The 13,288-nt window shown below is 48.4% G+C and carries 10 protein-coding genes; 5 read left to right on the top strand and 5 right to left on the bottom strand.

The genetic code is table 11. The features are described from left to right. Positions 1-1,196, top strand: a 1,196-nt coding sequence (hemG, locus tag IQ270_RS22295) for a protoporphyrinogen oxidase (RefSeq protein WP_193975389.1), incomplete at its 5' end; no start/stop codon positions are given. Between the two features lie 169 nt (positions 1,197-1,365). Here the strand turns inward: hemG and IQ270_RS22290 are convergent. Together IQ270_RS22290 and IQ270_RS22285 are read right to left on the bottom strand one after the other, a co-directional pair. After that, a complete protein-coding gene (locus IQ270_RS22290; RefSeq protein ID WP_193975388.1) occupies positions 1,366-2,061 on the bottom strand; it encodes a response regulator transcription factor in 696 nt (231 codons plus the stop codon). Positions 2,062-2,166: 105 nt separating this feature from the next. After that, positions 2,167-4,359 carry a tetratricopeptide repeat protein gene (locus IQ270_RS22285; protein WP_193975387.1) on the bottom strand — a complete coding sequence of 731 codons (2,193 nt, stop codon included), beginning with the start codon at positions 4,357-4,359 and terminating at the stop codon, positions 2,167-2,169. 334 nt (positions 4,360-4,693) lie between these two features. Here IQ270_RS22285 and IQ270_RS22280 point away from each other — a divergent pair, with 334 nt between their 5' ends. After that, positions 4,694-4,912 (top strand): hypothetical protein, encoded by a 219-nt coding sequence (locus IQ270_RS22280; protein ID WP_228056594.1) that lies wholly within the window; start codon positions 4,694-4,696, stop codon positions 4,910-4,912. A gap of 502 nt (positions 4,913-5,414) precedes the next feature. Here IQ270_RS22280 and IQ270_RS22275 read toward each other — a convergent pair. Then, positions 5,415-5,831, bottom strand: a complete 417-nt coding sequence (locus IQ270_RS22275; protein WP_193975385.1) for a hypothetical protein — start codon at positions 5,829-5,831, stop codon at positions 5,415-5,417. A 140-nt stretch (positions 5,832-5,971) separates the two neighbouring features. Between IQ270_RS22275 and IQ270_RS22270 the strand changes: the two genes are divergently transcribed. The 3 genes from IQ270_RS22270 (at position 5,972) to phnE (ending at position 8,819) form a co-directional block, all read left to right on the top strand. Then, positions 5,972-6,946: a phosphate/phosphite/phosphonate ABC transporter substrate-binding protein gene (locus IQ270_RS22270; protein ID WP_193975384.1), complete on the top strand. Its 975-nt coding sequence runs from the start codon at positions 5,972-5,974 to the stop codon at positions 6,944-6,946. A 260-nt stretch (positions 6,947-7,206) separates the two neighbouring features. Further along, a complete protein-coding gene (locus IQ270_RS22265; protein WP_193975383.1) occupies positions 7,207-7,947 on the top strand; it encodes a phosphonate ABC transporter ATP-binding protein in 741 nt (246 codons plus the stop codon). Between the two features lie 77 nt (positions 7,948-8,024). Next, positions 8,025-8,819, top strand: coding sequence for a phosphonate ABC transporter, permease protein PhnE (gene phnE, locus IQ270_RS22260; protein WP_193975382.1), 795 nt, complete (start codon positions 8,025-8,027; stop codon positions 8,817-8,819). A gap of 421 nt (positions 8,820-9,240) precedes the next feature. On the opposite strand, the gene IQ270_RS32150 is transcribed toward phnE, so the two are convergent. Continuing rightward, positions 9,241-9,828: a calcium-binding protein gene (locus IQ270_RS32150; RefSeq protein ID WP_193975381.1), complete on the bottom strand. Its 588-nt coding sequence runs from the start codon at positions 9,826-9,828 to the stop codon at positions 9,241-9,243. Positions 9,829-9,905: 77 nt separating this feature from the next. Then, positions 9,906-13,288 (bottom strand): cadherin-like domain-containing protein (locus IQ270_RS22250; protein ID WP_305076222.1); only part of this gene is annotated, 3,383 nt, incomplete at its 5' end.

Here is a 13,288-nt window from a genome sequence, read left to right as displayed (position 1 = left end):
GCCAATTGCCGCGTTATGTTTATTGGCAAAATAAGCTGCAACCGGTGCCGATGACTCCTGGGGCGATGATTCGGTCTGGGTTGCTGAGTTTTCCGGGGAAACTGCGGGCGCTGTTGGGGGCTTTGGGATTTGTGGCGCCGGCAATGGGTTCTGGACTTTCGCAGCAGGGTGATGAGGAAACTGTTTCTCAATTTTTCCGCCGTCATCTGGGGACGGAAGTGATGCAGCGGTTGGTGGAACCTTTTGTTTCTGGGGTGTATGCTGGAGATCCGCAACAACTTAGCGCGGCGGCGGCTTTTGGCCGGGTAACAAAGATGGCGGATGCGGGCGGCGGGCTGGTGGCGGGGGCGCTGCTTTCTGCTAGGACTAGGCCGAAGAAATTGCCGACTGACCCGAATGTTCCGTCTACTAAGCCGGGGGAGTTGGGTTCGTTTAAAGGGGGGTTGAAGGCTTTGCCAGAGGCGATCGCCGCTCAATTGGGCGATCGGCTAAAACTCAACTGGCATCTGACTCGGCTCGATCGTACAGAACGCGAAACTTACATTGCTGTATTCTCTACGCCCGACGGACAGCAGGAAGTTGAGGCCCGGACTGTGGTTTTGACAACGCCGGCTTATGTTACAGCCGAATTGTTGGAGCCCCTGCAACCGGAAGTTAGCAGCGCTTTACAAGCTTTTACTTATCCTACGGTTGCCTCCGTTGTATTAGCATATCCGGTGTCGGATGTCAAGGGTAAATTGGTGGGTTTTGGAAATTTAATTCCGAGGGGGCAGGGAATTCGGACTCTGGGTACGATTTGGACATCGAGTTTATTTGCCGATCGGGCGCCGGCGGGCTGGCAAACTCTCACCAGTTACATCGGCGGGGCGACTGATTCGGGAATTGAGAATCTGGACTCAGAACAAATTGTTGGGGAGGTGCACCGAGATTTGTCTAAAATTTTGCTGAAGCCTGATGCGGCTCCGCCGAAAGTGTTGGCTCTGAGGTTGTGGAAGCGGGCGATTCCTCAGTACAATTTGGGTCATTTCGATCGCCTGCAACAGGTCGATCGGGGTTTAAAATCTTTGCCGGGGCTGTATTTGTGCAGCAACTACTTTGGGGGCGTGGCTTTGGGAGATTGCGTGCGCCGGGGTTTTGAGCGGGCGCGAGAAGTGGGGGAGTATTTGCAGCAGCAATCGGATAGTCGATCGATCTGAATTATGGCTCGGTGCGGGCGGGTTGATAAATATCGAGTATGTCAAAGTAGAATTTTTTTGATAGGCCCGGCACTGTCTATTGTTGTTCGTCCCAAACGCGAGAGGGGCGAAGCCTGCCGTTTCTGTTTGAATCCAGAATCAGGATTGCCCAAATGCGCCGGATAGTACCTCAATAGGTTGTGGGTTCAAACTTGTAACCCACTCCGCGGACGGTTTGGATCATCGAAATTTGATTGGCATCTGGTTCAATTTTGCGGCGAATTTGACCGATATGGACATCCACCACCCGATCGGCTCCCACATACTCATAGTCCCAGACTTCTTGGAGCAATTCCGATCGCCTCCACACGCGACCGGGTTTGCTTGCCAAACAGTACAGCAAGTCAAATTCTAAAGCAGTCAAAGCAACTATATGACTGCCGAGAATTACCTCGCGGCGGACGGGATCTATTAGTAGGTCTCCAAAGGTAAGACTTTGTTGTTCGGTGGGAGTAACTATGCGTTTGCGCTTCAAAATTGCTGCAACGCGAGCTCCAATTTCCACAAGACTAAAAGGTTTAGTAATGTAGTCGTCAGCACCTTCGGCAAACCCTTTCATTTTGTCAGCTTCATCGGTTCGGCTGGTGAGCATCAACACAAACACGCCCGTGCGTCTTTGCATTTCTTGACACAATTTGTAGCCAGTAGTATCTGGTAAATTTACATCTAGAACTACTAAGTCAGGATTGAGTTGCTCAAATAATTCCAGACCCGTCTGACCGTCCTCGCCAGACTCAACTTGATAACCTTGCTGGCTCAAAAAACGGTGAATTAAATTTCGGATTGCCGGGTCGTCATCAACCACAAGAATTTTTACAGGGGCCATGACCACAACTTTATTTGAATAATTAGGCAAGAATATTCAGCCATAATAGTAGAAAACTGGATACAAATCTCGAAAAAATTGAGCTTTTAATAGTTATAGCCGTATTTATAACCTACGCAAGATTTCGGGCAACAAATCTCCGGGAATTTTGGATAAGGCTAAATTTTGGCCAGGCAGCCCGCATTCACTATAGAAAGCTCTAATCGTTTTAACAATATAGCTCAATGCTGTTTGCCGGCAATCATCAGCAGTTTGGGAGTTGGCGGGGGATTGGAGGTTGAGTTTATCTCCATATATTAACCCTTTGTCGTTGAGATGTTGTCCCCATTCCGCGCACACTTGCAACTGCTGGTGCAGTGCTGCTTCTAGATGGCTGGTCTGTGCGGCTTTGTTGAGGGCGAAATCAGGGTCTGTGGCTAGTTGATAGTGGGCTAGTCCGAGATTGTTGCGGGCGGCAAGAGTGTCAAAGGTGAGTTGGGCGCGATCGATCTGGGCACTGGCAATATCCAGGGCAACTTCGTAGGCGGTAATCGCCTGCTGCAATGATTCAGTCCGGGCCTGTTTTTGCTGAAACTGGTTGGCCAAATGCCAGTAAGCGGTAGCGAGATTGTTGTAGGTGGCTGCTGCGGCTGCGGGTACTAATTCTCGGGTGCGGTATTTCAAGGCTTCACGGTAGGCCTCAATCGCCGTGACTAGCAGGGATTCTGAGGGTTCGTGCTGGGCGAGGTTCCAGCAGGCGGTACCGAGGTTGTTTTGCACTCCGGCATAGTTGAGGGGTTCTCGTTCGGGACTGTATGCGGAAAGGGCTTGGGTGTAAGCGGAAATCGCGCTTTTGAGATACGCTAACGGCTCACCGTCTTGAGCTAAATTCCAGTATGCTGTAGCCAAATTATTCTGAGCAGCAGCGTACTGCTGGGGTTCCGTCGCGGGGTCGAGATCCAGCAGCGCTTGTTGGTAAGCTGCAACTGCTTGCTGCAAGTTCTGTGTCTTGTCTTGATAGCGGGCTAAATCTGCTGAGGCTATGCCCAAATTTTTGTTCAATCTGACGCGGGTTTGAGGTAGACTCTCGGCATCTGTGCGGTTCAAACCTTCAAGGTAAAGTGCGATGCTGCGTTCGAGGCAGGATACTGGATCTGGGACTTCCATACTGTTGGTGCGATCGCGCGACAGCATCCAGTAGAGAGTGCCGAGATCGTTGAGCAGGTCGTCAATGGGCGGTAAGCTGTTGGACTCCTGGGCGTAGTGAGTTAAATTTTGTGTCAGTTGGGCAATCAGCCGCGCGCATTCGTCACTTGGCGGTTGATTTGTCTGCGAGTTGGCGTCGAGTTCGAAGTATGCAATCACTTGCTCGATCGCGCGAATAGCGATTGTCAGGTTTTGTGGCGAAGCGTCGCCGCCGAGAATGCGATCGCGGTAGTAATTCCCCAAACTGTGATAAGCCAAAGCCAATGCTTCGGAACAGCAGTGATGTTCTTGTAGCAATTCGATATATTGCAGGGTTTGCAGTGGCAAACCGCTGTCCTCGGATGCGCCATTATTTTCTGCTTCCAAATCCTCGGAGGAACTCGCTGCTAGCACCAAATCTGCCAGTTCGACGGATTTAGCATCTGGCGCAGCGGACGGGGAATCGGGAATTGAGGATTGTCGGGACTCTGAAGATATCAAAATTTTATCGCCGGAGTCTCCCTTGTCCCGGAAGTTGCCGAAGTTTTCGGAGTTTCCGAAGTCCTCGGAGTTGCCTTCGTCTTCCTTTGTGGGAGTCGGTTCTCCTTCAAACTCAAATACTCCGGTTCGCCACTGCCAAAATTCTGGGGCCGATTGCTCGATCGAACTCAGCCAGGGGCGCGACACCCACAGCAACAGAGTAGACTCGCACATTTGCAAGTTTGCTTCGATGTCCCTCAAATAGCTCAGGAAAGACCACTGCACGGCTGCTGAATGCCTGGTCAGGTGTTCTGCCCCCAAAATTTGAAATCCTGGCACAGGGCCTCCGCTGCCCCTGTTTTGGGGCGGTGGGTGTTGGGTCAGCCACGCGGCGATCGAACCCCAAGGATTTGGATCGTTCAAGTCGAGTTCCAAACTGACAAATCGGGGATAGTCGATCGGGGAACCAGGAATAGAGCCTGCGCCCTCTGCTGATAATTCTGCTTGCAAGCGAGCAGCCAGACAGTCCCGCAAGCGCAAGTCGTCGCAGGCGGCAATAAAAATTTGACGGCGTAAATTGAGGTCGATCGCCTGTTTCAAGCGTTGGTATATCTGCTTGTTCGAGCTAGAAACTTTTTGGTTCGGAGTAGACATCACAGTCTGGCGATTTTAGATTTTAGATTTTAGATTTTAGATTTTAGGGTTGAGAGTTCAAATCGCAGATAGCTCATAACTCACAACGCCAGCCTGTTCGACAGTCAGATTATCTCCTTCGAGAACGACTAACAATCAGATTAGTTTGATCGTTGCAAATGCAGCTTTTGCTCCATCTGAGGACTTGCATTCGGAGCGATCGAACTAATCTGATTGCGGGTAATCGATCGGACATATAGCGGTTCTCACGCTTTGTGAGGTATGCCCACCCAGGCCGGTTTGGCTGGTTTTGCCAGTTTGGCTAGTTTTGCCGATTTGGCCTGCTTGGCGCCTCATGTTACCCTCGAAAGGCTATAATATCAATCGCACCGGTGACGACCAAAAGATTGTAGACTTGCGATTAGCAACCTGTGATATTGGTGAGGTGCCGGTCTGGTTAATTAGCACCCAAGTCCCAGAACCCAACGGCACAGAGGAAGCAATTAAATTTTTGGGGGTCTTATTTAGTTTTCCAGCTCCCACGGCAATGTTCAGGACGATCGCAACTACCTGATGTTTATTGAAACACAAAAACCAGGAGGTAGTTGGTAGGGAAAGATTGTCAATCGAAGGATTATTTAAAATAGCAATTTGAAGCGGCCTTGAGTGTCAGCGCAGTTTTTAGCTAATAGGACTAAGACAGTTTCTCCGCCATAAAATCGTCCAAAACCTATCTGGATAAGGGAAAGAGCTCGCTGACCTAAAAACGCCTGAAACAAGAGTGAATACCCACTGCGGGCTCGTGCGAGAATCGAGATATCTCAGCCAAAAAAAATCCGGCGGATTTCGCTTGCCCGAAGTAGGTTAGTATCTCTCCTGCTGACTGCTAACAACTGACAGCGGCGACAACTCCCTATCTGGGCGAACAGAAGGGCATCCCGGCACGGTCTTTTCTCGGTCAAATCTCAAATCGACTCACCTCGCTATAATCTGGGTGTCGAATCAAGAAGAAGGATAATTTGATGACAGCAGAAGCTTCATACTTTGTGCATTAAAACTAATCTTCCTACATCTCCTTACATGATGCGTTTGAGTAGTTTCTCAAGTCTTTTTTTGTGGTAATTTAATCCCGAACCTATATCGGCAATTATCTCAAATTCCCATCTTTTAGAGGAGCTAAAGGACTCAATAACTTTTATTTGCCTAGTCAAATCTTCTTTTTGGTCGTGACTGCTAAGCTGTTTCAAACCCCGAAATTTAAATGAACCCCAAAGCCCAAAATTCTCGCACTTGAAAAATACTTGACAATTCGTCTGTTTTGCGAGAGTTCCCCAAGTCGGCACCGGAGTATTGAAAGCTTTGTTCTGTAAGCGTTTTGCTGCCGCCTCCACATCGGCAAAACTGACGGGAAAGGAATTTTTATCACCAAGGTTGGCTGTGATATTTTTTCGGCATCGGGTACTCGTGCGACAATATACCATACATTGACTCATAGTATTATCACTTTTAGTGATATGACATATCAGAAATTATTATTTAACTATTGCAACTCATTACCAAAAGAGCTGTAGAATAACATCTTGATTGTTGCGATAAATTATCAAATACTTGCAGTTGCATAGGAGAGCGATTAATGAATGCAAAATTTAAAGCACTAGCAAGCGCTAGCGCAGGAGTATTGCTGTTGGGGGCTTTGACGGTGAGTGCATTCGAAGTCGGTCACAAAGCGATCGCCCAAACAAGGCAGCAGGGCGATCTAGATTTAAGAGCACAAGCTCCGATAAATCGCATTAGAATCGTATTTGCCAACCGCAGAGATGCTACAGACTTGCAAAAGAAAGCCAATCAAGTAGCGCAAATACTTTCCAAAGAAATGGGAATACCCGTCGATGCAGTCATCGGCGACGAAACCGCCGCCGTCGAAGCATTGAGGGCCAACAGAGCAGATGTAGCATTTGTAGCAGGGCGCGCGGCATTAAAAGCAGAACAATTAGCCAAAGCGCGGATGTATTTAGCAGAAGTTCGCAGCGATTATTCCGGCGGAAATACCTACAATTCCGTGTTTGTAGTGCGCCAAGACAATCCCCTGCGCCCCAAAGGTTCAGCAAAGCAAACCCTCCAACAATTGAAAGGCAAAAAAATCGCTTTCACCTCTCGAACTTCCGGTTCGGGATTCATTTTCCCAATTTCAGAATTAGTGGGTCAAGGATTAGTTTCAGGGCCAGACAGACTGGAAAGTTTTTTCGGAAATGTCACCTACGGTGACGGTTACAGTAGCGCTTTGCAATCTGTTTTAAGAGGTCAAGCAGATGTCGCAGTTGTCTCCGAATACGCTTTGCTGCCGCCTTGGATTACAGCGGAAGAAGGTAAGAAACTGCGAGTTTTGCAAGAAGTTAGCGGAGTTCCAGCCCACGGAATTGTGATTGACGATCGCATTCCTGCACCGATGCGCGAAAAACTAATTAATGCTTTCATGAAAATGAACGAACCTGCAAACAATCAATTGTTCCGCAGTTTGTACAACTCTCAGAAATTGGTAAAAGTCGATCATGCGCGCCATTTAGCAACCTTACGCCAAGCTTTGCAGCGCGCCAAACTCGAACCGTAAAATCAAGGTTGGTAGAGAGAGTAAAGGTTCGCAGTGAAGACTTCATTCAGCTAAAAAAGAAGGACTAAAGTCCTCACTACGAACCTATTTTATTGTTAGCCATCTAGCCGACAGTATATTAATGGCAAAGTTGAGCGACAAATATTTACAATATTAACACGCCCAATTAAAAATCAACATAAATAGCTAAATTTTTTTCTTGATTATTGATTCTTGATTATTGATTCTTCATTCTTCATTCTTCATTCTTCCTTCTTCTTATGACTATAGAATGCAGCCAATTAGAAACAGCTTATTCAACGGCGCTAAATCGCCCGATTTTGAGCGGAATTAATTGCCAAATAAAACAAGGCGAATTTGTAGCGCTTCTCGGCTTAAACGGTGCGGGAAAATCTACGCTGCTGCGTTCATTTGTCGGGTTAGTCCCCGTCAAAACAGGTGAAATTCGGATTGACGATACAGTCATAACTCCGCGCACTATGAGGCGAATCAGGCGCAATGTTGGCTTGATTTTTCAAGGTGGCGGGTTGGTAAAACAGTCGCCTGCGATCGACAATGTGCTTTGTGGTTGCTTGGGAAGCTTGAATACTTGGGAGACTTTGTGGGGTTTTCCGAAACAGCAGCGCGATCGAGCATTTGACTTACTAACAGACTTCGGACTCAAAGACCTAGCATATCAAAAAACCGGACTGCTCAGCGGCGGACAACAACAAAGAGTAGCCATCGCCCGCGCCTTAATCCAATCCCCCCAGATTTTACTAGCCGACGAGCCCACAAGCGGATTAGACGTAATCGCCGCCCAACAAGTAATGGAAATCCTAGCCCAACTGCACCAAAAACAAGGAATGACCGTAGTTGTAGTATTGCACGATTTAGGAATGGCCAGCACCTATGCCGATCGGGCGATCGTCCTAGATGCCGGTCAGATAGTCTATGATGGCAAATGCCACAACCTGTCCGACAAACTCAGCCAACTAACACCTCCCAAACTAGCAGTCTAAACTCCTCTCTTCACCCCTCTTCCTCTGTGCCCTCTGCGCCCTCTGCGGTTCATAAAAAAAATTAAAAACAAACACAAATGACCGAAAACAAATCAACTAATCCCTCAAAAAATCATGGCTGGCTCAAAAATCTCGGTATCGCAGCAGCCTTAATTGTACTTTACAGTTGGGCGCTGCGGGGACTAGAAATTGATGCAGAAACCCTGACAAACAGTTGGCCTTACATGACTGATTTTATTTCGCGCTTGTGGCCGCCAAATCTCGAAATAATTGACGTAGCAATTAAAGCTTTAATCGAAACAGTTCAAATGTCATTGTGGGGAACGACATTCGGAGCAATTTTGTCGATACCGATTGCGATTTGCAGCGCCCGCAACATAGCACCGAAGTGGTTGCGCTGGTTGGCTAATTTATTGCAAAATGCGGTGCGTTCAGTGCCTTCAATCGTGCTGGGGTTGCTGTTTGTATCGGCAACTGGTTTGGGCGCACCGGCTGGTACTTTGGCGCTGGGAATTTATACGATCGGCTATCTTGGTAAATTTTATCAGGAGGCGATCGAATCTGTGGAAGCGCGATCGATCGAATCGTTAGAAGTAGTCGGTGCATCTTGGCTGCAAGTGGCGCAATACGGTATTTTTCCGCAGGTATTGCCGCTAGCCTTGGGTTACACGCTGTGGATGTTTGAATACAACATTCGGGCGGCTTCGGTGTTGGGAGTAGTGGGCGCTGGCGGCATTGGTTTTGAATTAGTCAATTATATCAGGTCTTTTGAATACAACAAGGCTACTACAATGATGTTGGTTTTGTTGGTTGTAGTGACAGTTATAGATGTAATTAGTAGCAAATGGCGGCAGCGGTTGGAAACGAAGTAAGGATGGATTAAGAAAAAAACTGTAGAATTGACACTTAATATCGCATCCGGTAGATTAACATATCTAAAATTGGTTCGTAGTGCGGACTTTAGGAATGAGAATTAAATAACTTACCATTTTTATTGTTCTTGTGGGATGGACGGGAGAGCCCGTCCAGGACGGGCTCTCCCGCCCATCCCACAATTATGTGTAAATTATTTAATTCGCGATCCTTAGTCCGCAATCCGGGAGCGGACTAAAGTCCGCACTACGAACGAACGAACCGTTTTTGTTGTAGTAATCGATCGCACAATCTATCAATCAATCATTTAACACAATACAAAAATAAGGACAAAGCAATGCTTTGTCCTTATTTTATTGGGACAAAGCAATGCTTTGTCCCCACACATACCGCCGATATCCAGCTCAGAATTCTTGCTCTTTAGAACAAGAACAATTCAGAATTACCGGAAACTCCCAAATCGACATTCACAGTAGCAAACAAACTGTTACCGCCAACAGTAGAACCGTTGCTATCGTAATACAGTTTAGTAGATGCAGACAAACTGTCGTAGATAGCCATGATCGACGGCCCGGTTAAAGTTGCTTCGAGCGCAGTTACAGATACTGTGCTGCTGTAAGCGTAGAAACTCTGACTCAAAAGTCCAGATCCGGTTGTAAAGCCTGGAAAACCAGTGTTGTCGATGTTAATTTGATCGTCAACAATGCTGTAATCGGTAATGATATCCCCGCCACCAGCAGTAGTTCCGCTGAACACAAACACATCAGCACCAAGCCCGCCGCTGAGAACATTTGTTCCCGCACCGCCGATTAAAGTGTCATTCCCGATGCCACCGTTGATAGTATCGCTACCCGCGCCGCCGAAGAGATTGTCATTCCCAGCGCCGCCGGAGATGCTGTCATTCCCAGCACCGCCGACTAAAAGATCAGCAATCGCTCCGCCATTCAAGATGTCAGCAAACTCAGTACCAGTGGCAGTGTTAATACCCGAACCTCCGATAAACAACACAGGAGTGCTGAAGTTGTAACCGCCAGCACCAGAACCGAAATTGTTAAAGTCGGTTGGGAAAGTATTCCCAGCAGCAGTTAAATCGGCAACGCTACCCGACGAGTAGGAGAAGTTGCAACCGGAGCACTGCTAATCGTCCCAGTAAACAAGAAGTCCGCCGTGCCCAAACTTCCAGCAGCAGTACCCAAATTGGCAATTAAGGTAGAACCAGCCGCTAAAGTGCCGTTCGAGTCAAAATACAACACAGTCTCGTTCGACGCATTCGTAAACGCGAAGAAACCAGCACTTGTAGAACTGCCCAGAACTTTAGCTTGTGCAGCTTCCAAAGAGGCATAAGTTCCGCCTGTGAAAATCACCAACTCTTTGCCAGTAATGTCAGGAGTTGAACCCGTAATACCGTCAAAGTTAGTAGTAGTCAAATTGCCAAATTTGCTAGCTGCAAACTGGAATTTGTCAACCCCAAAGGTAAAGTCGGTAATCGTATCCGCGCCGTCGCCTGGAGCATTGTAACCAAAGATATCTGCACCGGAACCGCCAGTCAGAATATCCGCACCTCCACCACCAGTGATGATGTCAGCAAATTCAGTACCGGTGACGCTGTTAGAACTCGCATCTCCAGTAAATAAAACAGGAGTGCTGAAGTTGTAACCGCCAGCACCAGAACCGAAATTGTTAAAGGCGACGGGGAAAGTATTCCCAGCAGCAGTTAAATCGGCAACGCTACCTGAATTGGTAGTAGTACCAGTCGGAGTAGTACCAGTCGCAGAATTGCTAATCGAACCAGTAAACAAGAAGTCTGCCGAGCCCAAACTTCCAGCAGCAGTACCCAAATTCGCAATTAAGGTAGAACCAGCCGCTAAAGTGCCGTTCGAGTCAAAATACAACACAGTCTCGTTCGACGCATTCGTAAACGCGAAGAAACCAGCACTTGTAGAACTGCCCAGAACTTTAGCTTGTGCAGCTTCCAAAGAGGCATAAGTTCCGCCTGTGAAAATCACCAACTCTTTGCCAGTAATGTCAGGAGTTGAACCCGTAATACCGTCAAAGTTAGTAGTAGTCAAATTGCCGAATTCGCTGGCTGCAAACTGGAATTTGTCAACTCCAAAGGTAAAGTCGGCAATTTTATCGCCGCCTTCTTTAGTTGTCGCGTAAACAAACAGATCCGCACCGCTGCCGCCACTTAAGACATCCAAACCGAGGCCGCCGGTGATGGTATCGTTGCCGTCGCCGCCCTTGATCGTATCGTTAAAATTGCTGCCGACAATGTTGTCGTCGCCTCCTAAACCGTCGAAATTAACGGCGGCAGGATAAGTTCCAAAATTAACATTGTCAGCGCCGGAAGTACCGACAGGAACATTTAGCGACGGGCCGCTGAAGACAAAGTTACTGACTTGCAGGCTAAATGCCAGAGAGAAACTGGTGACAATTTCAAAGCGCGCCCCAACAGAAAATACCAGCACGGAACGGCCGGTAGTGGCATCTGTAAACTGACAGAAAACAGGTGCGTCGGTGCTGCCGCCCAAAGCTGCAAACCGTGCTTGCAAAGTGGCGATGCTGGTAACGCTGATATCCGCACTAAAGTCGAGCAAGTTAGCGCTGCCGATCGATCCAACAACAGAATTAGCAGTAATTGCCAGTCGCGTCAAGCTAGAAACACTGAGATTAGCAAAAGCTGCAGCAGAAAGCTGTAAAACATCGTCATTGACATTAAAGTCAGTAATTAAGTCAGCTTCTACAACTGTTTGAATCTCTTGGCGAGAAACCAGATAAGTAAAGCGATCGTTCCCAGCACCCCCAGTTAGAGTATTGGTTCCTACGCCGCCGTCAATCTCGTCATCATCATCGCCGCCTTTAATTTTGTCGTTGCCCAAGCCTCCTTTTATTTTGTTTTTGCCTTTACCGACTTCGATATCGTCATCGTCATCGCCGCCGTCGATATCGTTATCGCCATCGCCGCCTTTAATTTTGTCTTTGCCCAAGCCTCCTTTTATTTTGTTTTTGCCTTTACCGACTTCGATATCGTCATCGTCATCGCCGCCGTCGATATCGTTATCGCCATCTCCGGCTTTAATTTTGTCCTTGCCCAAGCCTCCTTTTATTTTGTTTTTGCCTGTGCCGACTTCGATATCGTCATCGTCATCGCCGCCGTCGATATCGTTATCGCCATCGCCGCCTTTAATTGTGTCGTTGCCTTGGCCGCCGATGATTGTGTCCTTGCCTGTGCCGGCTGTAATGGTATCGTCACCGTCGCCGCCTTGGATGTCGTTATCTAGCGTCGCCGAACCGACAATAACTTGAGGTGCTGTATTGCCAACAAAATTAAAGACATTTTGCTCGACTTTCAAGCTAAAAGTCTGGTTTGCGAGTACATTTTTGCCGTCGCTAACTTCAAAACCAAAACTAGCCGCACCGACAAAACCTATGGCCGCTTGGAAACTCAACAAACCGAGACTAATGTCTGCTTGAGTGAAGCTTAAACCAACTTGGGTTACGGCTACTCCCTTAAAGAATAGTTGCCCGGTTGCAGCATCAGGCAACTGCGTTACCTTAAAGACTGTGCCGCTAGCACCTGCCTCGCTATCAACAAACTGCAAGAAGTCAGAAGTAATAGTTGTTTGGCTGCCTCCGGAACCGACAATCAGGCTATTATTAGCTTGCAATTGCGGAGGGGCATTAACTATTGGGAGATTTGAAGTTGGAGTTGGACTTGGAGTTGGACTTGGAGTTCCAGGAATACCATTAACTCCCAAAAAGTCGCTAGCATCGAGAATCGTAGCGCTGACATTTAACAACAGCGCCAGTACAAAGCTATTGCTGCCCCGAATTTCGGTATTGAAGCCGACTTGCACAAAGGACAAGCTGCTAAAAATCAAGTCGCCAGACAGTAAAAATTTGTCGCTGCCGTCTGTGTAGTCAGTGATGACTGAACTGCCGGGACTGCTAGTGTTACTCATGACAAAAACGTCATCTCCAGCACCGCCGACACAGGTATGGTTGCCACTACCGCCAACGATCGTATCGTTGCCGCTATTGCCCATCAGGGTATCGTCGCCAGTACCGCCGCCGACAACGCTGTCGTCGCCGTCGCCGCCGTCTGCCATGTCATTGCCGTCGCCAGTAACGAGGGTATCGTTGCCTGCACCTGCCATCAAGGTGTCGTCGCCGCTGCCACCGATCACGCTGTCGTCGCCGTCGCCGCCTTCGCAAACGTCGTTGCCTGCACCGCCCATCAAGGTGTCGTCGCCGCTGCCACCCATCACGGTATCGTCGCCGTCGTCGCCCATACAAGCGTCATTGCCGTCGCCGCCCATCAAGGTGTCGTCGCCGCTGCCGCCCATCACGGTATCGTCGCCGTCGTCGCCCATACAAGCGTCATTGCCGTCGCCGCCCATCAAGGTGTCGTCGCCGCTGCCGCCCATCACGGTATCGTCGCCGTCGTCGCCCATACAAGCGTCATTGC

This window comes from Microcoleus sp. LEGE 07076, assembly GCF_015207455.1.
Classification (GTDB): domain Bacteria; phylum Cyanobacteriota; class Cyanobacteriia; order Cyanobacteriales; family Microcoleaceae; genus Microcoleus.
Note: the sequence above shows the minus strand (reverse complement) of the source record. Positions and strands in the feature narration are given on the sequence as shown.

Bases quoted from the DNA above. Each gene is read 5' to 3' on its own strand.
- IQ270_RS22275 (WP_193975385.1), bottom strand. From the start codon at position 5,831: ATGAGTCAATGTATGGTATATTGTCGCACGAGTACCCGATGCCGAAAA.
- IQ270_RS22265 (WP_193975383.1), top strand. From the start codon at position 7,207: ATGACTATAGAATGCAGCCAATTAGAAACAGCTTATTCAACGGCGCTA.
- IQ270_RS22270 (WP_193975384.1), top strand. From the start codon at position 5,972: ATGAATGCAAAATTTAAAGCACTAGCAAGCGCTAGCGCAGGAGTATTG.
- phnE (WP_193975382.1), top strand. From the start codon at position 8,025: ATGACCGAAAACAAATCAACTAATCCCTCAAAAAATCATGGCTGGCTC.
- IQ270_RS22290 (WP_193975388.1), bottom strand. From the start codon at position 2,061: ATGGCCCCTGTAAAAATTCTTGTGGTTGATGACGACCCGGCAATCCGA.
- IQ270_RS22285 (WP_193975387.1), bottom strand. From the start codon at position 4,359: ATGTCTACTCCGAACCAAAAAGTTTCTAGCTCGAACAAGCAGATATAC.
- IQ270_RS22280 (WP_228056594.1), top strand. From the start codon at position 4,694: ATGTTACCCTCGAAAGGCTATAATATCAATCGCACCGGTGACGACCAA.